At 36.3% G+C, this 25,841-nt stretch carries 19 protein-coding genes; 5 read left to right on the top strand and 14 right to left on the bottom strand.

The window, feature by feature from the left end; genetic code table 11:
• Nucleotides 1–31: 31 nt before the first annotated feature.
• The 3 genes from nrdD to MR062_RS05165 form a co-directional block, all read right to left on the bottom strand.
• On the bottom strand, nt 32–1,897 hold the full coding sequence (gene nrdD, locus MR062_RS05155) for an anaerobic ribonucleoside-triphosphate reductase (protein WP_242203019.1): 1,866 nt from the start codon (nt 1,895–1,897) through the stop codon (nt 32–34).
• Nucleotides 1,898–1,901: 4 nt separating this feature from the next.
• The gene (nrdG, locus tag MR062_RS05160; RefSeq protein WP_242203020.1) at nt 1,902–2,351 is read right to left on the bottom strand and encodes an anaerobic ribonucleoside-triphosphate reductase activating protein; all 450 of its coding nucleotides are present in this window, start codon (nt 2,349–2,351) and stop codon (nt 1,902–1,904) included.
• Nucleotides 2,352–2,654: 303 nt separating this feature from the next.
• A complete protein-coding gene (locus MR062_RS05165) occupies nt 2,655–4,472 on the bottom strand; it encodes a hypothetical protein (protein WP_242203021.1) in 1,818 nt (605 codons plus the stop codon).
• Between the two features lie 262 nt (nt 4,473–4,734).
• On the opposite strand from MR062_RS05165, the gene MR062_RS05170 reads away from it, so the two are divergent.
• Entirely contained in the window at nt 4,735–7,323 is a 2,589-nt protein-coding gene (locus tag MR062_RS05170) for a phosphoenolpyruvate carboxylase (RefSeq protein WP_242203022.1), read from the top strand.
• A 99-nt stretch (nt 7,324–7,422) separates the two neighbouring features.
• Here MR062_RS05170 and MR062_RS05175 read toward each other — a convergent pair whose 3' ends face one another.
• The 11 genes from MR062_RS05175 to MR062_RS05225 form a co-directional block, all read right to left on the bottom strand.
• Entirely contained in the window at nt 7,423–7,968 is a 546-nt protein-coding gene (locus MR062_RS05175) for a nuclear transport factor 2 family protein (protein ID WP_242203023.1), read from the bottom strand.
• Nucleotides 7,969–7,991: 23 nt separating this feature from the next.
• Nucleotides 7,992–8,909, bottom strand: coding sequence for a carbon-nitrogen hydrolase family protein (locus MR062_RS05180; RefSeq protein ID WP_242203024.1), 918 nt, complete (start codon nt 8,907–8,909; stop codon nt 7,992–7,994).
• A 168-nt stretch (nt 8,910–9,077) separates the two neighbouring features.
• Nucleotides 9,078–9,881: a class I SAM-dependent methyltransferase gene (locus MR062_RS05185; protein ID WP_242203025.1), complete on the bottom strand. Its 804-nt coding sequence runs from the start codon at nt 9,879–9,881 to the stop codon at nt 9,078–9,080.
• 198 nt (nt 9,882–10,079) lie between these two features.
• The gene (locus tag MR062_RS05190) at nt 10,080–10,481 is read right to left on the bottom strand and encodes a DUF3995 domain-containing protein (RefSeq protein ID WP_242203026.1); all 402 of its coding nucleotides are present in this window, start codon (nt 10,479–10,481) and stop codon (nt 10,080–10,082) included.
• Between the two features lie 27 nt (nt 10,482–10,508).
• Entirely contained in the window at nt 10,509–11,342 is an 834-nt protein-coding gene (locus MR062_RS05195; RefSeq protein WP_242203027.1) for a metallophosphoesterase, read from the bottom strand.
• Between the two features lie 251 nt (nt 11,343–11,593).
• Entirely contained in the window at nt 11,594–12,163 is a 570-nt protein-coding gene (locus tag MR062_RS05200) for a class I SAM-dependent methyltransferase (protein WP_242203028.1), read from the bottom strand.
• Nucleotides 12,164–12,614: 451 nt separating this feature from the next.
• Nucleotides 12,615–12,956: a lipocalin/fatty acid-binding family protein gene (locus MR062_RS05205; protein ID WP_242203029.1), complete on the bottom strand. Its 342-nt coding sequence runs from the start codon at nt 12,954–12,956 to the stop codon at nt 12,615–12,617.
• A gap of 69 nt (nt 12,957–13,025) precedes the next feature.
• Nucleotides 13,026–14,006, bottom strand: coding sequence for a hypothetical protein (locus MR062_RS05210; protein ID WP_242203030.1), 981 nt, complete (start codon nt 14,004–14,006; stop codon nt 13,026–13,028).
• A gap of 343 nt (nt 14,007–14,349) precedes the next feature.
• Nucleotides 14,350–15,567 (bottom strand): ammonium transporter, encoded by a 1,218-nt coding sequence (locus tag MR062_RS05215; RefSeq protein WP_242203031.1) that lies wholly within the window; start codon nt 15,565–15,567, stop codon nt 14,350–14,352.
• Between the two features lie 23 nt (nt 15,568–15,590).
• Entirely contained in the window at nt 15,591–15,929 is a 339-nt protein-coding gene (locus tag MR062_RS05220; RefSeq protein WP_242203032.1) for a P-II family nitrogen regulator, read from the bottom strand.
• A gap of 76 nt (nt 15,930–16,005) precedes the next feature.
• On the bottom strand, nt 16,006–17,007 hold the full coding sequence (locus tag MR062_RS05225; RefSeq protein ID WP_242203033.1) for an outer membrane beta-barrel protein: 1,002 nt from the start codon (nt 17,005–17,007) through the stop codon (nt 16,006–16,008).
• A gap of 513 nt (nt 17,008–17,520) precedes the next feature.
• On the opposite strand from MR062_RS05225, the gene gltB reads away from it, so the two are divergent.
• From gltB to MR062_RS05245, 4 genes are all read left to right on the top strand, one after another.
• Nucleotides 17,521–22,035 carry a glutamate synthase large subunit gene (gene gltB / locus MR062_RS05230; protein WP_242203034.1) on the top strand — a complete coding sequence of 1,505 codons (4,515 nt, stop codon included), beginning with the start codon at nt 17,521–17,523 and terminating at the stop codon, nt 22,033–22,035.
• 4 nt (nt 22,036–22,039) lie between these two features.
• Nucleotides 22,040–23,503 carry a glutamate synthase subunit beta gene (locus tag MR062_RS05235; protein WP_242203035.1) on the top strand — a complete coding sequence of 488 codons (1,464 nt, stop codon included), beginning with the start codon at nt 22,040–22,042 and terminating at the stop codon, nt 23,501–23,503.
• A gap of 367 nt (nt 23,504–23,870) precedes the next feature.
• Nucleotides 23,871–24,152, top strand: a complete 282-nt coding sequence (locus MR062_RS05240; RefSeq protein ID WP_242203036.1) for a hypothetical protein — start codon at nt 23,871–23,873, stop codon at nt 24,150–24,152.
• Nucleotides 24,153–24,248: 96 nt separating this feature from the next.
• Nucleotides 24,249–25,841 carry a SulP family inorganic anion transporter gene (locus MR062_RS05245; protein ID WP_242203037.1) on the top strand — a complete coding sequence of 531 codons (1,593 nt, stop codon included), beginning with the start codon at nt 24,249–24,251 and terminating at the stop codon, nt 25,839–25,841.

Below are 25,841 nucleotides of genomic sequence, written 5' to 3' on the forward strand. Positions count from 1 at the left end.
TACAACTAATGGTTTTCTAAAAGGCTTTATATTATAATTGCGTACTGTGAACACCAGTATTTTCTGATTTTGTTTTTTTTGATAACGCATCCACTCTGTTTTTTGATAAGTGTTGTCCCGGCTTTTCAAAATGATAGTGTCTTAAATCGTGTTCTTTTTGCCTTCCCGAACTAAAACTGGATACACGTTTAAGATATCCTATTACCCGAGTGGCATGGTCTACATCTTCTGAACCACATGCATTACAGTTATTTTTGGTTTGTTTCTCGATATGTTCACAAGTATTACAAACGGTGATTCTAATATTAAAACAAAAATAATTACACCCAGATGTTGCCGTAGCGTGAATTAACTTAACAAAACCTTCTTTATTTGGTGCTTCTTCTAAATTAAGGTGCAAAGCAGAGCCTCCATCAAGATATTTAATAAGTTCTTTGCCGTGTAAAATTATTTTATCTAAAGTATTGGTTTGCTGATCTTCAACTTTGTAGAAATAAGAATTGTAACAGTCTCGTGGCACAAAATACCCATCTTCCTTATCCCACTTTGCATTTTTAACTCCTAAGTTTTCGGCTGGAACAAATTCGGTATTAAACATATAACCATATTGTTTTTTAGCGCGTTTATTTTCATCATAAATTGCTTTCAAATGCTTATTTATAAACTTTTTGTAAACCTTGTTGTTCCCTGGGCTTATCCCTTGGCTTTCTGCTGCCTCTACCATCCCGTTTATACCAATGGTTAAAAACTGTTTATCTAAAGAAATAAACCCAGCCTTATATACTGGCAATAATCCTGCGGTTTCATATTCTTCAATTAAAGATCTATAGGCTACTTGGTATTTATGTACTTTTTTTACCTCTTGAACAATATCCTTTCCTTGTTGCACCAACCTGTTCATATTTAAGGTTATTACATTAATGGATCCTGTGGCCACACCTCCTGCACCTAATGAATAACTAAAAGTATTGTCGCTGATTTCATTTCTAAGTCTACAACACGATGCTAAGCTATCGGCGTTTTCAGATTGATATATAAAAAATGAATTGCCTTCACTTAATTCTTGGGCACACATATTAGTAAATTCTGTATCAACAGGTTGCCCCTCATTTATTAGCATGGCCGCAGTCACCACAGGAAATGTTAGTATGGCTTTGGTTCGTTCTTGGTTAAACCATTTCATGAAAAAGGCTTGTAATGCTTTTACCCTATGCCATTGTGGTCTAGTCATATCGGGAAACACAAAATCACCAAACATACTATTAAAATACGGTTCATCGTAAATCGAAATATTCCAAAAAACAGACTGATAACCTCGTGCGGCGGCAGGTTGGTTTATAGCATAAACCACATGCTGTAAATGGTTGGCAATTAACTTTTGGTTAGTTTTCAAATAATCGTCACCATAATCTTTTGAGGCGAAATAATCGAAATACATTAAAAACTCAACTGTTGCCAAGGCACCGGCAAATTGCGAACTTATAGCAAAAACAAGGTTTACAAATTCTCCGCAGAAACTCTCCAAATGCTGTGGTGCCCTACTTTCTCCTCCTAATTTGGTCAAACCATCGAATAAAAACGGATACATACTAATGGATACACAATAGGGCTTTAGTGACGTTTCATCGTGCACATAAATTTCATGTGCCTCAATTTGTCGGGTGTATTCATGAGCTAATGCCTCACCAAAAAGCGCTTTTATTTTGCGCTTAACCAATGCTCTATTAACCTGTATATTAATATCCTTATTAAGTTCTGCTTCCATTGTTGCTATGTTTTTAGATACTACATTGGCATTTGCATCTACTTTAGAACCATCTGCAGCATTTTGGGAAGCAATATACTGGTCAATAAAATTAATTTTCTTGGTAACTTGTTCGTTTGTTAATCGAATCATAAGGTTAGTTTTTAATGAATAAATGATTTAATAATTTTTGTGTCTTTATTTCTATGAACTTTTGATTGGTAGTGGCACTGTTAAGTCCTCCTAATTTAGGATTCCAAGATCCAGTTTTTAACCATGTCAACTCTTTTATCAGGACTTTAGATATATGTTCTTCCCCTGTATATAGACAAGTTTTGTAATTGTTTTTTTTTGCAATTTTCAAAAGCTGTATCAATTCTTTTTCATGCCATTCTCCCCCCATAAACAGGACGCAGGTTGCAAAGCCCTTATACTTGTTAAGAATTTTATTACAACCCTCAACAGTAAGCGGGGTTCCACTTTTGGCATTCCATAAAAATGGGGAATGACAACCCTCACACCTTAGCGGACATCCGGAAATGGAAAAGCATAAACTTATTTCCCCTGGCACTTCTTGCAGCGCTATTTCAAAATTATGGTAGTTCATTTTAATAAATAATAAAAGACCTTTTTATCATTTATTAAAAATAAAATGTTTTGTAGTTTGATTTTAACTGTACGAAAGTGAGTTATAAAAAGGTTATCAACAACTAGTCGCCCACAAATAATAAATGGCTTAATTTGAATTTATTACAAAATAAAAACACAGCAATAGCACACATAAAAGCCTCCATAGACGGTATTATTATACGAAATTAAATTCATATAAACACTTCACTAAAGTATGGATACGCAGAGCAAACTATTGCAAAAAAGTTAAACCTCTTTTTAATCTACAAATTAAAGTTTACTATTTTAAATTAACCTTTGAGGGCACCTCAATAATTTCAGAATGGATTCGATTTAATACCATTTCACTTTTATCCAATTCGTTTAAAATGGCTTCTCTCATACTTTCAAACACCTGCTTGGTGTCGTTAAATAAATTGCGATAGTATGAAACACCCGCTATCATATTATTAGCAAAAACCAATAAATAGTTTGCTTCTTTTTTATTGAAAGGGGCTTTAGTAGTCTCTAATTTGGTTTTTAAAAAATCGATGTAGATATGTAGTTCCTTTATAAATAAGTTTGGACGATCTTTTCTGGCTATCATATTGGCTCTACCATAAATATGATCGGTTATATTTTTTAAACTCATCACTTTTGAATAGTATGCCATGTTTGGACCCGGGCATATAGAGACACCTTTACCTTCTACCTTAGTATCCAATTTGTATTTTAATAACGCTGAAGTCCCTAGCCCAACACAAGTGCATGATTTTTCTGTTATGGCATTGTATTGTTTTTGATAGTCTTCTTCTGGCAGTCCTTGCTTCTGTAAATCCTTTATTTTTAAATGTTGGTATTCTCTGGAGGCCGTGCAAATCCCCGTATCCTTAAACTCTTTATTTAGTGCCACAAACTTTTTTGGGCATGAACTCCCTGGTCTTCCCTTGTTAATTAGGGTCTGCTTTTCGGCGTCTTTAGTATTATCTTTAAGGTTGTTAAAAGGCACACCTAAAGGCGATATATCACTTAAGTACAGATCTTTTTCTTCTGCCTTAGCTAGCTTATCCAATGTCTCACCGTCTACCGAAGTTGCTTCGGGCACCAATAAAAAGGGCGACCCCCAACCTATGGAATCCAAATTATAATGTTTTAACAAAAAGGCATGCTCTTCATCTGTTCCCACACCTCCCTGGGCGGTAACCTTTATTTGTAATGGTTGTTTAGGAACTGTACGCCCTTGGGCTTCCAATGCTTTTTTCAACAAGGCCTCCATATCTACCCTTAATTCGGCTCTTTTTTCTTTAAACTCAGCCAAAACAGGCCCTAAAAGGAGTCCGTCTGTAGCAAAAGCATGCCCTCCACAGTTAAGACCGGATTCAATTCTATATTCTGAAACCCATAATCCTTTTTTGGCCAAAAACTTACCTTGAACCAATGCCGACCTATAATCGCTAACCTTTAAGATGATCTTCTTTTTAAATAGGCCTTCTTCGTTTGGGAAAAAATCATCGAACTGTGATAGGTAACTGTAAAGCCTCGGGTTCATTCCGGCAGAAAGCACCACCGAGGAATTTAGTTTACTTTTTACAAAACCCCTTAAAGCAGCATGGGCATCGTTATATATGGTAGGTAGTTTTTCCTTATTTTTATAATTGTCCTTATCGACCTTGGTCATGATATTTACATCAATACTACCCATAGACAGATTATGAGCTGCCCATTGCTTTATTTCTGAAAAGTCAAACCCTTTGGAAGCCAATTTTTTAAACTCTGTTTTAAGTTTAGAGGTTTCTGGAAGCATATCTATATAGGCTAAAAAATCTTCGGTTTTTTCGGTTGACAGCTGTTTTAATTCCTCAAATTTCTTGGTGGCCAAATCACTTATTAAATTAAGATATGATGTGATTCTTTGGGCTCGAAAATCTTCAGCTCTATTAGTTATTTCTTGGTAAGGCAGCTTAAATTTTTCGCAATACATTTTTCTTAATTTCTCAAGCAAGATATCATCGACCAAAGAAATTACAGAATCCATACCATATTGTGCTACTTTTAGAGGTGTATCAATTGTAAAGCCAATTCCCATAACGGGAATGTGAAACGAATGTGTGTTTTTCATAAAAATTACGTTAATCGGCAAATATATTGTGTATAAAACCCGCAGAACATGATTTATGTCATGTAGTAAAACATATCCCGCTTATTAAAACCCTAATTTATGCAAGGAAAGCATTAAAAAGATACATGGATAGCAAGCCTTTTTTTTAATTATTCTTAATGAGAATTTACCAAATAGCTTAAATTGATAAAACTTAGCCTTAAACACGCTCCTTAATTTAAGCTTTAGTATTTTTATGGCTAATTTTCAATAGACTGATACTATGTCCGTAGAACCAAAATTAAAACGATTTAAGCAAAATGTATTGTCAAAATACCAAATATACAACAGTATATTTATGACCTTACCTTTTGACACCATTACAAAAACAGGAGTTTTATTGCCTTTATTCCATGAAACCTGCCAAAAAGGGTTTGCTAAAGGTGATGATCCCACCACTATAGTCGATACTTTTTTTAAGAAATACCAAGCCAGACGTACCAAAGAAAGCCAAATAAATTTACTGTTTAGGTTTATCCAGTACATAGAACGCCAGGTAGTTTTATTTGATGCCATTGAAGATGCCGCTTTCCCTATAATCAATAATATGGAAGGGCTGGGAACTTTACGCAACCTAAAGGAAACTGCTAATTCTGAAAACCGATTACAGGAACTCAAAGACTATTTAGAGGAGTTTAAGGTACGTATCGTCCTAACGGCTCACCCTACTCAGTTTTACCCTGGCTCTGTTTTAGGTATTATAACCGATTTAACCGAAGCCATTAAAGAAAACAACCTAAACGAGATTAATAATTTATTTGGTCAGTTAGGTAAGACGCCGTTTTTCAAAAGGGAAAAACCAACCCCTTACGATGAAGCCATAAGCTTAATCTGGTATTTAGAGAATGTGTTTTATACTTCTTTTGGAGAAATTTACAATTACATCCAACAAAATATTTACGACGACGGCAAGAAGCACAACGAAATCATTAACATTGGCTTCTGGCCTGGTGGTGACCGTGACGGCAACCCTTTTGTTAAGCCAGACACAACCTTAAAAGTAGCCAAAAAGCTTAAACAGGCTGTCCTTAAAAAATACTATCAGGACTTAAAGAATTTAAGACGACGCCTAACCTTTAGGGATGTTGAGGAACGCATTGTAAGGCTGGAAACCCTTATGTACAATTACAGCCTAGATCCTTATAAGGAAGATGCTATTACTTATAAAGAACTCATTAAGGAATTACTAAGCATAAGAAACCTGGTTGTTGAAGAACACCAATCGCTATACGTTTCTCAAATAAACACTTTAATTAACAGAATCCATCTTTTTGGTTACCATTTTGCCACATTGGACATTAGGCAAGATAGTAGAATACACCATACCGTTTTCACTACGGTTATTGACCACTTGATTGAAAAAGGCAGTTCATTCTTCCCTAAAAATTATCACGATTTAAGTGAAGCTGAACAAATAGAGATCCTATCGAAAGCAAACGATGACATAGATGATTTAAGTGTATTCGATGATGAAATGGTGGTCAATACCCTTAAGACTATTAAGTGCATTAAAGACATTCAGTCTAATAACGGGGAAAAAGGTGCTAACCGTTACATTATTAGTAACAACCAAACGGCTTTAAATGTTATGCAGTTGTTTGCTATGCTAAAAATGGCAGCCTTTAAAGACGATTTAACAGTTGATGTGGTTCCATTATTTGAAACCATTCCTGACCTAGAAAATGCCCCTGCCGTTATGGAGCAATTGTATAGCAACCCGGCCTATAGAGCGCATTTGGCCAAACGCGGCAATAGACAAACCATTATGTTAGGCTTTTCAGACGGTACTAAAGATGGTGGGTACTTAATGGCCAACTGGGGTATTTACAAGGCCAAGGAACTCCTTACCGAAATGTCCAGAAAATATGATATTACAGCCATATTTTTTGATGGCCGTGGTGGACCACCAGCAAGAGGTGGCGGAAAGACCCATAATTTTTATGCTTCGTTAGGCCCAACCATAGAAGACAAAGAAGTACAGTTAACCATACAAGGACAAACCATTAGTTCTAACTTTGGAACTTTGGATTCTTCGCAATACAACTTGGAGCAACTTATAAGTTCCGGATTGTTTAACCGCTTCGGAAAAAATAAAATTCCGATATCTGCCGACGATAAAGCCGTAATGAACGATTTGGCCGAAACCAGTTACCAAGCCTATAAGGATTTTAAAAGTCACCCTATGTTCATTCCGTATTTGGAACGCATGAGTACTTTAAAATACTATGCTAAAACTAATATTGGTAGCCGTCCATCTAAACGTTCTAAATCTGATAAATTGGTATTTTCCGATTTAAGGGCCATACCATTTGTAGGGTCTTGGAGCCAGTTAAAACAAAACGTACCAGGATTTTTTGGTGTGGGCACGGCCATAAAAGCTTATGAAGATAGAGGAGAATTAGACAAGGTTATACAACTTTACAATAACTCTAAGTTCTTTAAAACTTTATTGGAAAACAGTATGATGTCCCTAACCAAATCGTTCTTCGATCTTACAAAATACATGTCGAAAGACGAAGAATTTGGTGCATTTTGGGGCATTATATACGACGAATACCTAACCACTAAACGCCTACTCTTAAAAGTAGCAGGTTATAAGGAACTAATGGAAAATGAACCTTCGGGCAAAGCCTCCATCGAGGTACGCGAATCTATTGTATTACCTCTATTGACGATACAGCAATACGCCCTTAAAAAGGTTCAGGAATTGAATAAAGCCGATGTTAAGGACGAAGAGCAACTTAAGATTTTTGAAAAAATCGTTACCCGTTCTTTATTTGGTAATATTAATGCCAGTAGGAATTCGGCGTAAATAAAAGAAGATTACATTTTTATAAGAGGTGCCATTCATGTAATGGCGCCTTTTTTATTAGAAGTTTAATACCCAAACTCGGGTTTTATTTAAATTGAATTAGTCTAAAAGTATTTCAGGTTTTGGTCTACTTTTAGTTGGAATTTCATTAAGAATAGAAACAATCCACCAACGCCCCTCTTGCTTCATTAGATGAAAGCTATCCACACCCTCTCTAGGCGCCTTACTTTTACCTGGGATATATGAAGTGTATAAAACAAGTACATGGGCTATATTTCCAAAAACCATTGATTTAATTTTTACCACCTTTTCCTCAAAGCCCGTCTCTTTAACATTGTAGTTCTTTATGAAATTCTCAAAATCCAAAACCCAACCCTCTAAGGTCAAGGCTTCTGTTTTTTCTGGCCCTAAACGCATTACTACGATGGCCTCTTTTAAGAATAAGGTTCGCACATAATCCCAATCGGGGGTTTTCCCAGCTGGAAAGGTTACTTGGTCATAAAGGTGGCTTACGAGGTGTTCCGGACTGCTAAAGTTTATATTCTCTTGGGCATATAAAATGGAACTGAACAAACTGGAGCACATAATAGCCACAAGAATACCCCTTTTACAATAGGACAATCTCTGTTTAATAATAGAATTCATAAGTTAGGAGTTTGAAAAAATTGCTATCCTTTCTTTTTTACAGAAAAATGAAACACATCGGGTCTAGAATAATGCCCCACGACATCAAACATACGTTTTGCCTTTACGATCTCATCCAGATCGATATCTGCATATAAAATGCCTTCTTCAGCCTCTAATGGCCCCGCAATAATTTTTCCGTTAGGTGCTATAATGGCACTATTCCCGGTATTTATCCATTCCCTGCCTTCTGGGTAACGTTTTTTAAATTCATGGGTATCTGGAATAGCTTCCATTTTTAAAGCCATACAGGTACTTATTACAAACAAGCCCCCTTCTCTGGCTATATGCTGCATAGTTTGTAACCAGTTAGGACTCTTGTCCCAGGTAGGGGACACCAAAATTTGAGTTCCCAATTCGTAAATGGCATTTCTGGCCAAAGGCATAAAGTTTTCCCAACAAACCAATCCTGCTATTTTTCCAACTGAAGTATGGTAGCCAGACAAGGTACTACCATCGCCTTGTGACCAAATAAGGCGTTCCCCGCCCGTTGGGATTAACTTTCTATGCTTACCAATAATTGCTCCTTTGTCATCAATAAACAACAAGCTATTGAACAAGCTCGCATTACTGGTTTCGGTATTGCGTTCATTGAGACCAATAACAACATTTATTTTTGCTGCTTTGGCCGCTTTACAAAGGCTACTAGTGGTTTCATCTGGAATAGAAACAGCGTTTGCTACCAATTGCAAATACAGCTCATTTAATTCTGCGCCTTTGCTATTGGGGATTAGCCACACCCAATCTGGGTAACCAGAGATAAATGCCTCTGGAAAAACAATTAAACCAGCCCCTTTTTTACCTGCTTCTAAAATAGCTTGGCATGCTTTCTCAACCGTTTTTTCTTTGTTTAGGAATACAGGTGACAACTGAGCTGCTGCAACCTTTGTAATCTTAGTCATATTGTATATTTTCTAATTAGTGCAATTGCTTTATGCTTTGTTTGGTTGCGTCTTACTTCAATGTAACTCATTTAACCCCTTCCTAATCTTTAGGCAACTTTTCCCTGTCCGACTGTTTTTTTAAAAAACTGATGGCCATTGGAATAAATACCCATCTTTTATTCATTGTCATTTTTTAGTTGCATAGAAAGCAAATCTTGACAAATCTTTATGTGCTCCCAGTCTAGCACATACTTCAAAGAATTGTTGCTGCCCTTCGAATACCTCTTTACCCTCGGCCTTAATGAGTAAATCTGCTTTGTTTGCTCTAGCGTTTCTCCACTTTAAAGCCATCTGAGCCATATTTTCAGTTCTATCTACTTTATGCACAATATTAAACCCTGATTCACTTAATAACTTCTCGTCAACGCCGTCTGCTACAAAAAGAAAATATCCTATTGATGATCTAATTTCGATATCTTCTTTTGAAAGTGATCCTGTTACCGTAATTGGATCTGTAAACAACAGTTTCCCATTTGACTTAAGTACACGGTTCCATTCATTTAGAACCTGAAGTCTATTTGGCAAATGATTGATGGCGTCTATACACATAACAGCATCAAAAGATGCATTTTCAAATGGCAGCTTGCCGCTGGCATCAATTACCATAAATTTTGATTGGCTTGTGAGATCTTTTTCTTTGGCTTGCTTTTTTGCAGCTTTAATGCCATCTTCATGAATATCTACACCGGTAATGAAACAACCCATACGTTCGGCCAAGCGTAGGGTAGGCCCTCCTGAACCACAGGCGACATCCAGCAGTACATCTTCTTTGTCTAAGCTTAACCATTCAATAAAAAGATCTTGCTCCTCTTGGGTAATCCAACCATTCTGACCAATATCTGACCCATATGTTTCCTGCCTTATCTCTTTATAAAGATTGGTCACAAAATTGGAGTACTGTGGTCCGTAATGATCTACTTTCTTGCTCATAATATGCTAATGCAAATTTTTATGAATCGTATCCAAAGGGCACGGTCTTAATCCTGCTGTAATACATAATCATTGAATGTTTCTTGATAGGTCCCGAGCTATTGTAAATATAAGAAATTTAGGGTTACAAAAATTTACAATGATAAAGCGGGGCTTGCCATTTTCAACAGGTTTATTCCCTTAACACATTATGGTTAGTTAAGCTGGTTCAAGCACATGTATTATAATACCTAATACTCCAATTGCCAAACAAAGTGGCGAAAACAATTTTGTATCCCACTTAGCGAACTCAGTAGTTTTCACACGTTTATAAAAGCCAACATATTTAAATTCTCCAACAGCCCGCAAAAGAAATATTATAGGTATTATCCAACTTCCATAGGTCATTAACCATTCGGGCAAATTATAGGCAATAAGTCCAGATTTAAACAGGTAAAACATTCCGAATGCTGTTAAGCCTATCCCAACAAGAGCACTGTCTATTTTTTTAGGATTCAATAGCCTTTTTCCATTTTCATTGGTTGGTAGGGATTGTGCGAATCCAAACGTTCCTCCAACAACCCAATTGAAATGAATTAATCCGAGTACAATGAAGATCATACTTAATAATATTGATAGAACCATATTTTAATGAGTTGTTTTATTCTGTTTCTCAATTGGCGATAGCAAGGCCACGAAATGATGCGCTATCGAATCTGGTGAAACCTTCCAAAGCCGAAAGCCAAAAGGCCTATCGTCGAAATTCTTACTGGTAGTTTCACCACTTACCAGTTGGATATCTTTATAATTATTGACCACCAACTTATGCGTATGGCCAGAGAGATACGCTACTACCTTGTGCTGTACAAATAAGTCCAGTAGTTCCTGTCTTTTTTCCATAGGAAGGTTGAAGTATTGCTCTTCTTCTTCGGGAGACTCTAGATATAACGGATAATGCCCAACAACAAATACCGGATACTGTTTGTCTTGCTGCGCCTTAAGTGTTTCTTTAAACCAATGGTCATGTGTTTCCGATTCATCCTTAACATTAACTTTCCACAATTGGGTATTTGTTACAATAAACGAATAATCCTTATGTTGGAATTGGTAATAATCCTTTCCTATGGTTTTTCGGTAATAATGTAGCGTGGTATCATTGGGCGTATTACCTATATCGTGATTTCCCGGTGCGACATGGCAAGGCACCTTAAACCCTTTCATAATGCTTTTGAAATCGGCATAGGAGCTATCTGTAGCCTTATCGACCAGGTCGCCACATATGACAACAAAATCAGGGTTAAGCGCATTTATTTGTTTAACGGCCTGTTTAAATGTTTTTAAATCATGCATATAACCTCCCATTCCCAATTGCGTATCACACAATTGAACAAAGGAAAATGGCTTTTGCTCCTTTTTGGCACAAGAGATATTGAGTACAAATAAGGCAATCCATATTGTATATCTATTTAGTGGTAAAGCCATAGTTATAATATCTTATATCTGGTTTTTTACTTTTTCAAACCCCAAACTTTGGGCTTGATTTGGGGTTCCATTTTTCAATTCTTGCAAAAAAATCCTGTAACTGTTCCTTTGTTAAATTCATTTGTTTTGGTTTGAAGTTAACTGCTTAACTAAAGTAATGACACATTTTGTTTAAAGATTTTCTATATAAAAATCAAGCAGGCAATAACACTCTAATCTTAAATCCTTACGAATTGCACAGCATGTGTTCGCTATTTTTTCTTCCCAATTAACACTAACGAATCTCCATCTTCAAACTCATTATATGCTTCAATAAGCAAAATTTCAAAATAGTTCCCAAACAAAAGTCTTAAGCTTTCATTGGTTTGATAATTAACAAGTAAGCCTTTAAAAATCTCATCCCCTTCTCCCTTCCAAAACGAATGACAAATTATGCCATTGTCATGCAATACATCAACTTGTCTTAAAATGGAGCGCTTTAAATCTTCGTTGGTTAAATGCTGTAGAACTTTATTTGAATATATACCATCAAATTTCTTATCGGTCTCTAGCGTTATGGCATCTAAATTTAAAAATTCCGCTTTGGGGTTATTTTGCATTAACCGTTTAAGGAATTCTGTTGAATAATCGGAACCCACAACACTGTAATCCTGCCTCAAAATTTGAAAATCTGTTCCTGGGCCAGAACCAATCTCAAGCAAGGAAGCACCGGGCAAAAGGTAATTGTTTAACTTAGCAATTAATTGGCTTCCATTAACATCTTTTGCTAATTTGATATATTCTTCAACAGATGCTTTGGTCTTATAGTAATGCTCACTCATGTCTTATCATGCTATTATTAATTACTAACGCTCTTCAGTAAGCGTTTATAATGGGAAACGCTGCGAGGGTTTATCCATAAACCGAAGATAATAAAACACGCTAAATACGCAACAAGATAATTAAGCCATAATTAATTTGTAGGTATCTAATTGGCCATATTATGTAATAATTCGAATGCAGCCTAACGGTTTTGGTTATGGTTCTGTTATTATGAAAGCCTAGAGCGGTTAGTAGTTTTATGGAAGACTATGTTAACAATAGTTATTTATTTTCATTAAAGTATTTTATAATCCAATAAGTGTAAAATATGTCCCCTTAACTTTGTAAAGGATGTATCTTTAAAATATCAAATTTAGTCTGACGTATTATACCAAAAGCTGCATTTCAAGAACCAAAGACTTGGTTCGGCTCTTGAATTGCTATTTTTGATACACCGGCTATGAGCATTATTTAAATTAGATTAAGCTCTTCTAATTCCTTTTTAAGAACTCTATAGTTCATTAATTTTTGTTCAATTAACTTTTCCTTTGACATTATTAGGGGGTTAATTTCTATATAAGGAGAATTTTCAATAACGTCAACAACTTTGATAATAAATTTATCTCCTAAAGATAACTCGTTTTTTTTATAAAATGTTATCATATTTCCATCCTCTTTATTGTATGCTGTAAAGGTTAACCCTGTATTACCATTTTTGTTTCCTGATACTTTGTTAACAAATATTTGTACACCACCATTTTCTATTGAGGCAGATATTGTCTTATTATCCGTTTGTAATTCAAGTCCTATCATTATTTTGTTTAATTATTAGATTTTTTTTAACACTTAATTTAAAAAATGCCCAAGATATGCTCTTATAAACTATTCTGGTGCAGGAACATACCTCAAAGGACATATATCTGATGGCCAATACCCCTGAGTTCCACAGAAACTCAAGCATGTAGAACAATCATCATAAGGAGTGACTTCTGTACAGGTTACATAAGCATCTATACATGTATTAATGTCAATTAAAGGTGTACTAATTTCATCACTCTGAAAACATTCAGTAATTAATTCAGCTACTAGTACACCGCCAATATAAATTGTTGCTAAAGTAGCAACAACTTCACCTATAGGTGTAGGTTCAGCTAATGCTATTGTCCATACTGAAAGCAATTGCCCATCACACTCACCCCACCAATCATCATCATCATCATTATTATCTTCTTGAGCGTAAGCGGTATTTATACCAAATACTGAAAATAAAGGTGAATATGTTTTACTAATGATACTCGATATTGAAACTTTCTTAAAGTGATAATCATTTATAGCTTTGAACCCAAAAAAAAGAGTTGATGTAACAAAGAAAAGCTTTTTTTGTTCTTTCTTAGGTATATTTATATATATGTCTTCATTAATTTGGGTTAATTTTTTCACGAATTCACTAAAAGATTCGCTTTTTTTCTTAGCATTATCAATTCGGATTAATATTTTTTTTTGAGCAGATGTTAAAGACCTAGCATTATTAACTAATATAGCGGTAATTATTTCATTTGTATACTCACTATTCTTCTTATTAGTTAGTTTTAAGTCTTTTCTACTTGGAATTTTATAGAAGTTATTAATATCCTTAGCTATGCTGTTGAATACATCATTTGAATTAGTTGTCTTTTTTGCTTCTAATTGGTATACTGCATTGGTAATTGTTTTAGCAAACAGATTTCCCCATTGTAAATCTTGTTCCAGAAATCTAGGTTGTATTATTGTTTCTCTGTGGAGATTAATATTTTCATCACTAGTACAGCCTAAAAATGAAGAAAAAATCAATATTAACAAGATTACACAAAACTTTTCTTTCATTTTAATTGATTTAGATTTTATCTTACTTCACTTTAAAGCCATTTTCTGCTTATTCCGACCTTGTATAATAAATGCCTAAAACTAAGCAACAAAAGCTATTGCTTTCATAGCACATCTGAAATGTAAGTTTTTTATTATTATAAAGAAAGTTTTATTCGTTTTTTAACATATGTATTATATGATTTTTAACTTTTTCAGAGAGTTACCACAAACCATAAAGCACACAGTTAAACACCCTACCACCCCCTATAGTATTTCATTTTAACAGCTTAAATAACCCCATAAAAAAACGCCTTGCTTTCGCAAGGCGTTTTAACACTAATTAAACTGATTAAGTCATTATTTAATGCTCATTCAATCTAAAATCTGGATAAGCATCCATGCCATGTTCGTGGGCATCAAGACCTTCCAATTCTTCTTTTTCAGAAACGCGGATACCAACTGTTTTCTTCATCACAAAGAATATTAAGAATGCAGAAACCAAACAGATAGCAGCATAACATAACACACCAATAAATTGAGCGTATAATGTATGGTCTGGGTTTGTTGAGAATATACCAACAGCTAACGTTCCCCACATACCACATACTAAATGTACTGCAATAGCACCTACAGGATCATCCAAACGTAATCTATCTATAAAGCTAACGGCAAATACTATTAATGCACCAGCAATAGCCCCAATTAATATAGCGCTTTCTGGAGTCATAACATCTGCTCCTGCTGTAATACCAACCAAACCACCTAAAATACCATTTAAGAACATGGTAAGGTCTAAGTTTTTAAACTTTAAGAACGAAACTAAAGCAGCTACAACACCACCGGCAGCAGCAGCCAAACAGGTTGTTACTAAAGTTAAAGAGGTTAATTCTGGATCGGCAGAAAGTACAGAACCTCCGTTAAATCCAAACCATCCTAACCAAAGGATCAACACACCAGCAGTTGCAAGTGGTATGCTATGACCTGGTATCGCTTGAGGCTTACCATCCTTAAATTTACCAATTCTAGGGCCCAATGCACATACGGCAACTAAAGCAGCCCATCCACCAACAGAGTGTACCAAAGTAGAACCAGCAAAATCGTAGAACCCTAATTCATCTAAGAATCCACCGCCCCATTTCCAAGAACCGGCAATTGGGTAAATTAACCCTACATATATTATTGTAAAAATCATAAATGGTCCAATCTTTATACGCTCGGCAACGGCACCAGAAACAATGGTTGCAGCTGTTGCAGCAAACATCCCTTGAAACAAGAAGTCTGTCCACCACGTGTAACCGCCACTAGCATAATCTGGAGTCATTCCATTTTCTGGAGGGGCAATACCCGGTACTATAGAACCAAGGTAACCATTAAATTCTCCAGGGTACATTAAATTAAACCCTACTAAGTAGTATAAAAGCAATCCTATCGTGATGATAAAGATATTTTTAAACAATATGTTTATTGTGTTCTTTTGTCTTGTTAAACCTATTTCTAAAAATGCGAAACCTAAGTGCATAAAGAAAACAAGTGCTGTACAGATCATCATCCATACATTATTTATTGTAAGTAATTCCATAATTTTAATGTTTGATGCTTATATTATCTTAAGGTCTCCCCACCTTTTTCTCCTGTTCTAATTCTGTAACATTCCTTAATGTCTGATACAAATATTTTTCCATCGCCCACTTCTCCCGTAGACGCCGCTTTAAGGATAGCTTCAATAGTAGCCTCCTCAAAATCGTCGTTCACAACAATAGATAAAAACCGACGTTGTATATCGCTTGTGCTATAGGAAATCCCCCTATACACATGACCTTCTTTTTCGTTCCCAATACCGGTAACATCCCAGTAGGAGAAAAAATTAACCCCAACTTCATGCAACGCTTCTTTTACTGCACTGTACTTGGACTTTCTAATAATTGCTTCAATTTTTTTCATATTTAAGCATGTTTATGGTTAGACATTTATTTTAAAAAGCATTGCTAAATGTTTTAGCAATGCTTTGTTATAATCTTTAGAATGAATAGATGGCTGCCACTAAAAAAGTACCTAAACTCTTTGTTGGCATCAAATCGTTATCAAAATATACTTCTTCTGAATTGCTATCTAATCTTAATTCTGGTTTAATAGTTAGGTTTTCTACTGTATAGCTAGCTGTTAAGGTCGTAGCAAATACATTTGGTTCATCAGACACACCGTCGATCATCCAATTAAAGTACTCCCCTCTTAAACCTAATGAGAAGTCATCAGAAACTGATAATTGTGGGTAAAGCGCTGCGCCATAGAAACCATTACCTTCATTATCGGCATAGGCTGCATTAATACCTAAAAAGAAAGAATCTGAAACATCGAACCCTCCGGTATAATCAATTTCAAACCCTAAAACTTCGTTATCGTCGTAATAAAGGTTTAAATACTGACCTGCGTAACCTAATTGAGCTCCTAATGCATAACCTCCTACTAAATTGTTATTAACATCTGTAGGGTTCATTAAGGCTAACATTAAGCTAAAATCGTCGCTTAAAGCAAAGTCGGCTTTAATACCAACATGAGAGAATGGCCCGTTAGAAAATAAGTAAGAGGTACTGTAGTTAAAGTTTCCTGCTGGGGAAATAACTTCGTAACCTAAGTAAGTATTAAAACGCCCCATAGTTAATGTAGTGCTTTCAGATACATTCCAGTAAGCATATAACTGATTAAGGTTATAACCTCCAATAGCTGCATCTCCACGAGGTCCGAAAACCACATCTGCAACAACACCTGTTTTTTCACCTTCGTAAGACGCTATAATATTGGCCATCCCTAAAGCAAAGCCTGTTTCATTAGCAAATGAGGTTCCAAACGATTGAAACTCGTCTCCCGCATCACCAAAAATGGCTCTATCTGTAGAGGTTAGGTTGGTTTGGTAATAAGCATCTACGGTTCCGCTTATAGAAACTTTTTTCTTTGTTTCCTCTTCTTGGGCAAATAATGCAGTTACCATTAAAAGCATTGAAAGTGTAATAATTTTTTTCATAATAGTTTTCATTTTAAGTTATTAATGCTTTAGGCCTAAAAATTGAGTTGGTTTATAGTTATTTTTTTTGCAATTAGACCTAAAATTTCCTTAAGACTGGCGTAAAACTATATTAAAAAACTAATACCCCCATAAATTTCATGGGTTAAAAACATATTTTTATCAATATTTAAATTTTACCCCTCTTTTTTTAGGGGTACTAATGTAATATTTTGATTTTTTGATTTTTCTACAATCAAAAAGGTTAGATTATTCCCAACATTTGCTCTTATTTTGTAACTATATTTTTAGAAATGTCAATTTTCTTTAGAATAAATTCATATTTATACATTTATACCTTAATTTTACCTATTGAATATTTATTAAAAATTCCTTCTTTAATTGTTATATACTTATTTTTATATTCACATAGCTCCTAAAATCGAAATAATGAAATTGCCCTCATTGCAATTCGAATCTTAGTGTCTATCTTAGCCTTTCCAACTCAAATTTTTAAACCAAAATTTGTTGATTATGCTGAAGAAACAAGGACTCTATTTACCTGAATTTGAACACGAAAACTGTGGCGCCGGATTTATTTGTAACCTTAAAGGGGAAAAAACAAATCAAATTATACATGACGCCCTAGAAATTCTAGTAAAATTAGAGCATAGAGGTGGCGTTAGTGCCGACGGAAAAACTGGTGACGGAGCTGGTTTATTAATAGACATCCCTCACGATTATTTTAAACGCGTTTGTAATTTCGATATTCCTGCCGCAAGAGAATATGCTGTAGGTATGGTATTCTTACCTAAAATTGCAAACCAATACCAATATTGTAAAGACACTTTTGAAAAAGAGATATTGGCGCAAGGCTTAACCATCTTAGGATGGAGAGAGGTACCCGTAGATCCTTCTCAATTAGGTGAGATTGCTTTGGCTTCAGAGCCTTCAATAGAACAAGTCTTTATTGGCAAAACAGAAGATATTAGCGAAAATATCTTTAAAGCTAAATTATATGCTGCTCGAAAAATAACAGAGCACGCCATTAGCCAATCAAAGATTTCGCAAAGCTCATATTTCTATGTTCCTAGTTTATCGACTACGACCATTATATATAAAGGTATTATCATGCCAGAAGATATTGGTCCTTATTATACCGATTTACAGGAAAAGGATTTGGTAACCAGACTAGCTTTGGTACACCAACGTTTTTCTACCAACACCATGCCTACATGGGAATTGGCACAACCGTTCCGTTTTATGTGTCAGAATGGGGAAATAAACACCCTTCGTGGCAATGTTAGTAGAATGCGCGTGCGCGAAGAAATTATGAGAAGTGAGGTATTTGGCCCTCAAATAGATAAATTGTTCCCTATCATCTTACCAGGCAAGTCTGACTCGGCTTCCATGGATATGGTGGTTGAACTTTTAACACATACCGACCGTTCGCTACCTGAAATCATGATGATGATGATTCCCGAAGCTTGGGAAAAACACAAAACCATGAGCGCAGAGAAAAAGGCTTTCTATGAATACAACTGTTGTATCATGGAACCTTGGGATGGCCCTGCATCGGTACCATTTACCGATGGTGATTATATTGGCGCCCTATTGGACAGGAACGGTTTAAGACCATCGCGTTATACCTTGACAAAGAGTGGTAAACTAATCATGTCTTCGGAAGTTGGTGTTGTGGATATCGATCCTTCCGATATTGAAGAACATGGTAGATTGGAACCAGGAAAAATGTTCTTGGTAGATATGAACGCAGGCCGTATTGTTGATGATGAAGAAATCAAGAACAAAATCGTTTCAGAACGCCCTTATAAAGAATGGTTGGACAAAACTAGGTTGCATTTAAGGGATGTACCTTATACCAACGAAACCTGTCCTATTGAAACTATTGATATAAAAACAAGACAGCGTTTATTCAATTACACTTTCGAAGACATCCAGGAGATCATTACACCTATGGCCGTGAATGCCAAAGAAGCTCTTGGCTCGATGGGTACAGATACGCCTTTGGCTGTTTTATCGGATAGACCACAATTAATTTCCAACTACTTTAAACAATTGTTCGCCCAGGTTACCAACCCACCGTTGGATGGTATTCGCGAAGAAATTGTAACCGACATTAGTTTAAATCTCGGTAAAGACCGCAATATATTTAGTATTACCGAACGACAGTGTAGAAAACTACGCATACAAAACCCGGTAATTTCTAATGCCGATTTAGAAAAAATCAGGACCATTCAAATTGAAAGCTTCAAAGCCGAAACCATTCAAATGCTTTATCCTAAAGCACAAGGGTTAAACGGACTTGAAGATGCTTTAGAAGATATTGTTAAACAAGTTGAAAAAGCTCTGGAAAGAAAGACCAATATCATTATCCTTTCCGATAGAGGTGTAAACCAAGAGTTTGCTCCTATCCCTGCGCTTTTAGCTTGTTCTTACGTAAACCACCAATTAAACCGTTTACGTAAGCGTTCCTATTTCGATATTATTATCGAATCGGCCGAACCTCGCGAACCACACCACTTTGCCACTTTATTTGGTTATGGTGCCAGTGCCATTAACCCGTACATGGTTAACGAAATCATAAGAATGCAGGTTAAGGAAGGCTTTATAATTGGAATGGACGAGGATAAAGCGGTAGAAAACTTTAACAAAGCCATAGGTAAAGGCCTGTTAAAGATTATGAACAAAATAGGAATCTCTACACTACATTCCTACAGAGGTTCACAAATATTCGAAATTGTTGGTTTCAACTCACAATTCGTAGAAAAATATTTCCCATACACGGCATCCAGAATTGAAGGTATTGGCTTGTATGAGATCGAAAAAGAAATTAATGAGCGTTATAAATACGCTTATCCAGATAAATATATAGACAAACGTTTAGGCCTTAACATAGGGGGCGATTACCGCTGGAGACGTAATGGCGAACGCCATATGTTCAACCCAACTACAGTAGCCAAACTACAACAAGCGGTTAGATTGAATGACCAAGCGAGTTACGATACCTATGCCAAGGCGGTTAACGAACAGTCTGAAAATTTAATGACCATAAGAGGTCTGTTCGAGTTCGACAACTTAAACCCAATTCCTATTGAAGAGGTAGAGCCTTGGACAGCAATAGTGAAGCGTTTTAAAACAGGCGCCATGTCTTACGGGTCTATTTCCCGCGAAGCCCACGAAAACCTGGCCATAGCCATGAACCGTATTGGTGGTAAATCCAATTCTGGTGAAGGAGGGGAAGACAGAAAACGTTTCCATCCAGATGTTAATGGCGATAGCCGTAACTCTGCAATCAAGCAGGTGGCTTCGGGACGTTTTGGTGTAACATCACATTACCTTACCAATGCCAGGGAAATTCAAATTAAAATGGCCCAGGGTGCTAAGCCAGGGGAAGGTGGACAGCTACCAGGTGAAAAAGTATTGCCTTGGATTGCTGCTGCACGTAACTCAACGCCTTTTGTAGGGTTGATTTCACCACCACCGCATCACGATATTTATTCTATTGAAGATTTAGCGCAATTGATTTACGATTTGAAGAATGCCAATCGGGACGCTAGAATCAACGTGAAATTAGTATCAGAAGTAGGTGTAGGTACCATTGCTGCCGGTGTAGCCAAAGCAAAAGCCGATGTTGTACTTATTTCTGGTTACGATGGAGGTACCGGTGCATCACCTCTAACTTCATTAAAACATGCTGGCTTACCATGGGAACTTGGTTTATCGGAAGCACAACAAACCCTTGTATTAAACAAACTAAGAAGTAGAATTGTTGTAGAATGTGACGGCCAGTTAAAAACAGGTCGCGATGTTGCTATAGCCGCCCTTCTTGGTGCCGAAGAATTCGGATTCGCTACAGCTCCGTTAGTAGCTTCAGGTTGTATTATGATGCGTAAATGCCATCTAAATACCTGCCCGGTTGGTGTAGCCACACAAGACAAGGAATTGCGTAAAAACTTTAAAGGCACGCCAGAACACGTTATTAATTTCTTCTACTATATAGCCGAGGAATTAAGAGGTATTATGGCGCAACTAGGCTTTAGAACCTTAGACGAAATGGTAGGGCAAACACATAAAATAAATGCCAATAAGGCCATTAAACACTATAAGGCTAAAGGTTTGGATTTATCGAATATCTTACACAGACCTGCCGAATATAACCAATTGCCTATAAGAAATACAGAACAACAAGACCATAATTTAAATGAGGTTATGGACTTTGAAATATTAAAAGACTCACATAGAGCTATATACAGAAAAGAGGAAACCACATTAGCTTACAAAATTAAAAACACCGACCGTACTGTAGGTGCCATAGTAAGTAATGAAATCTCTAAAATATATGGCCATTTAGGACTGCCTGAAGATACCTTGAATGTTAATTTCACAGGTTCAGCCGGACAGAGTTTTGGAGCCTTTGGAGCTCATGGTTTATCCTTTAAACTAGAAGGTAATACTAACGACTATCTTGGAAAAGGATTATCTGGAGCTAAGATTATCGTTAAAAAACCAACCGAAGCAACTTTTGTTGCCGATAAAAATATTATTGTAGGTAATGTATGTTTATTTGGTGCTGTTGAAGGTCAGGCCTATATTAACGGTATAGCAGGTGAACGCTTTGCTGTTCGTAACTCGGGAGCCACTGCGGTTGTTGAAGGTGTAGGCGACCATTGTTGCGAATACATGACAGGAGGAAAAGTGGTCGTACTAGGTAAAACTGGAAGAAACTTTGCCGCTGGTATGAGTGGTGGTTATGCATACGTCCTAAATGAAAGCGGTCAATTTACAAAAGGCCTTTGCAATGAAGAGACGATTGACTTCGATCCAATTAATGAGGCAGATGAAGCCGAATTGAAAAGCCTTATAGCAAAGCATGTGGCCCATACAAACAGTGACAAAGGAGCCACCATCCTTGCTAACTGGGAAGACTATTTACCACAATTCGTTAAGGTAATGCCTAAAGAATACAAAGTCGCTTTAAAGCGCATCGAGACAGAAGAACCAATGGTGGAAGAACTAACAATAGCATAGTGTCATGGGAAAAGTAACAGGATTTAAAGAATTTGAAAGACAAGATGAGCAATACGCCCCTGTAAAGGATCGTGTAAAGCATTATAAAGAATTTACAGTTGCATTAAGCGAGCCAGAATTAACCAAACAAGGGTCGCGCTGTATGGACTGCGGTATTCCCTTTTGCCATAGTGGCTGCCCATTAGGAAATTTAATTCCAGACTTTAACCATATGGTGCATCAGGGAGAATGGCAAAAAGCTTCATGGCTACTGCATTCTACCAATAATTTCCCAGAATTTACGGGACGCTTATGCCCTGCACCATGCGAAAAATCATGTGTCTTAGGCATTATTGAAGACCCGGTGTCTATTGAGAATATAGAAAAGATGATTGTTGAGCGCGCCTTTAAAGAAGGTTGGATCAAGCCACAACCTCCAAAAACAAGAACAGGAAAAACCATTGCCGTTGTAGGTTCTGGCCCTGCTGGTTTGGCTGCTGCCCAACAATTAAACAGGGCAGGTCATACGGTAACCGTTTTTGAACGTGACGATGAAATTGGTGGCCTATTGCGTTATGGGATTCCTAATTTTAAACTAGAAAAAGAAATTATAGACAGACGTATTGACATTTTAAAAGCTGAAGGCATTACCTTTAAAACCAATGTTAACGTTGGCGTTAATTACGATGTTGAAGAATTAAAGGCTTTTGATGCCACAGTACTTTGTGGTGGTGCAACCGAAAGACGTAGCTTACCAACACCTGGTATTGATGCCGATGGCGTAGTACAGGCTATGGACTTTTTAACCCAACAAACCAAAGTATTGTTTGGTAAGGAAGTAAAAGATCAAGTATTGGCTACCGGAAAGGATGTTATTGTTATAGGTGGTGGTGACACAGGATCTGACTGTATTGGAACCTCTAACCGCCAAGGAGCTAAATCGGTTACCAATTTCGAGATTATGCCTAAACCGCCAGGACACCGTTCGCCAACAACGCCATGGCCATTTTGGCCCCTTCAGTTAAAAACCTCATCATCTCACGAAGAAGGTGTAGAACGTAACTGGCTAATTAACACCAAAGAGTTTATTACCGATAAAAACGGAAAGCTTACTGCATTAAAAACGGTAAATGTTGAATGGAAAATGGTTCCTGGAGAGCGTCCTCAGTTAATAGAAATTGAAGGCACCGAAAAAACATGGCCTTGCGATTTAGCCTTATTAGCTTTAGGATTTACAGGACCCGAAAGTACGCTTGCAGATAAACTAGGTATTGAAAAGGATGCCCGATCTAACTATAAAGCAGAGTATGGCAAATACCAAACCAATATCCCTAACATCTTTACTGCTGGTGATATGCGTCGTGGACAATCATTAATTGTTTGGGCCATTTCAGAAGGCCGTGAAGCCGCTAGACAAGTTGATATTTTCCTTATGGGCAAATCAGACTTAACCACCAAAGATGCTAGTGGTGATTTGGTGGCTTTATAAAAAGTTAAAACCCACTATGTTTTAGCTCGAACCTTGTTTAAGGGTTCAGGATGTCACTTCGAGTGAAATTCTGGAAGAATTTTGTGTCGAGAAGCCTGTATAGTCGAAAGTTCAATTGTTCTCGATACGTCTCGCCTTTGGCGGACACTCGAACTGACATTCTTAAAATCATTTTAACCTAAAAGTACAATGGGTAACTAAAATATATTAGTGCCTTACATAAGGAGACTTGAAAGTCGACAGAAGACTCTTTTATTTAAAGGTTTTTCGCTTCATTTAATTCGTTCTGAATGGCATTTATCAATTTTAAACATCCTTTAACAGTTTCAAAAAAGAGATATATTATATTTGCATCTCAAATATCAATATGAACAAAAACGCAATAGTAACATTTTTTATGGTAATTTTTATGGGCTTCATTACAGCGCCATCAATCATTACTATACTTGATGATTCTATTGATATTTCTGTTTTCTATTCTTTAGCAGAAGAAGAGGAAAAAGGTGGAGAAAAAATACTTTTTTTCGCCGCTAATGCAATTGAATCTGATTTTAACTTAATTGAATCAGAAAACAATTTAGAATATTTCTTTAAAAAATACACCAAACCCCATTTAAATCTTATTTCTCCTCCACCAGATTTAAGTTAATTTTTTTGTTTTTTTTATTTAGGTACGGTCTGTTTTTCTTAAAAAAACAGGTTGTTCCAGCTATCTTATTATTCAATTAAATTAACTTAATTTTTTATGTTTAAAACTATAAAAAACGACTTACCAGCGAGTATAGTTGTATTCTTTGTTGCTTTACCTTTATGTCTAGGTATTGCTTTAGCTAGTGGTGCGCCACTTTTTTCAGGATTAATTGCAGGAATTATTGGAGGTGTTGTAGTTGGGGCCCTTAGTGGTTCTAAAATTGGTGTTAGTGGTCCAGCAGCCGGATTGGCGGCCATTGTTCTAGCAGCCATAGGTACTTTAGGTGGTTATGAGAATTTTTTAGTGGCCGTAGTGTTGGGAGGTATCATTCAAATATTATTTGGAATTTTAAAAGCGGGGGTCATTGGTTATTACTTTCCATCTTCGGTTATTAAAGGGATGCTTACAGGTATTGGTATCATTATCATTTTAAAACAAATACCCCATTTTTTTGGCTATGATGCAGAACCAGAAGGTGCCGACAGTTTTTTTAGTTCCTCTAGCGAAAACACCTTTACATCCATACTAAATATAACCGACAACATTACCCTAGGTTCAATGATTGTTGGTATTATTGCCCTGGCCATTTTAATTCTTTGGGATAAAGTACTAACCAAGAAAGCAAAAATCTTTCAATTAGTTCAAGGGCCATTAGTAGCCGTTGTGGTTGGTATTATATTCTTTTCGTTAACAAAATCAAACGATGCTCTTTCCATAGCACAGTCACACTTGGTAAGTGTACCTGTTCCAGAGGATACCAGCTCCTTTTTGGCTCAATTTAGCTTCCCTAACTTTAGTGTAATCTTTAACCCAGATGTATGGATTGTAGCCTTTACCATTGCTTTAGTAGCTAGTTTGGAAACCTTATTATGTGTTGAAGCCACCGATAGATTGGATCCACATAAAAATGTAACCCCTACTAACAGGGAGTTATTAGCCCAAGGAACAGGTAATATATTGTCAGGATTAATTGGAGGCTTACCCATTACACAAGTTATTGTTAGGAGTTCTGCCAATATTCAATCGGGCGGCGTTTCAAAATTGTCTGCTATAATTCATGGTATCTTATTGCTAATCTCGGTAATATTAATTCCAAGATTGTTAAATATGATCCCGCTGTCTGTACTGGCTGCCATTTTGTTAATTGTTGGCTATAAACTAGCTAAACCAAAGCTTTTCAAACAGATGTACGATTTAGGATGGAAACAATCCATACCCTTTACCGTAACCGTTTTAGGTATTATATTCATTGACTTGCTTTGGGGTATTGGACTTGGGTTGGCAGTAGGTATAGTTGTTATCTTATTGAAGAGCTACCAAAATTCCCATTTTCTTCATATTGAAGATAAAAGCAACGGAAAGCACAAAATAAAAATGACCCTTGCCGAAGAAGTGACCTTTTTTAACAAAGGTGCCATTTTAAAAGAACTGGATAGTTTACCAAAAGACACGTATTTGGAATTAAACTTAATAAAAACCAGATATTTAGACAACGACATAATAGAAATATTGGAAGACTTTGCATTTAAAGCTAAAGAGAGAAATATAGATATTAAGCTTGTTTCAAAACGTGGTGTTGTCGAAAATCCCCCAAGTTTTATACAGTTCTTTAACGAAAGACCTAAATCTAGTTTAAGTTTAAATTAA

This window comes from Aestuariivivens insulae (assembly GCF_022662195.1).
In the GTDB taxonomy this organism is placed as follows: Bacteria; Bacteroidota; Bacteroidia; order Flavobacteriales; family Flavobacteriaceae; genus Aestuariivivens; species Aestuariivivens insulae.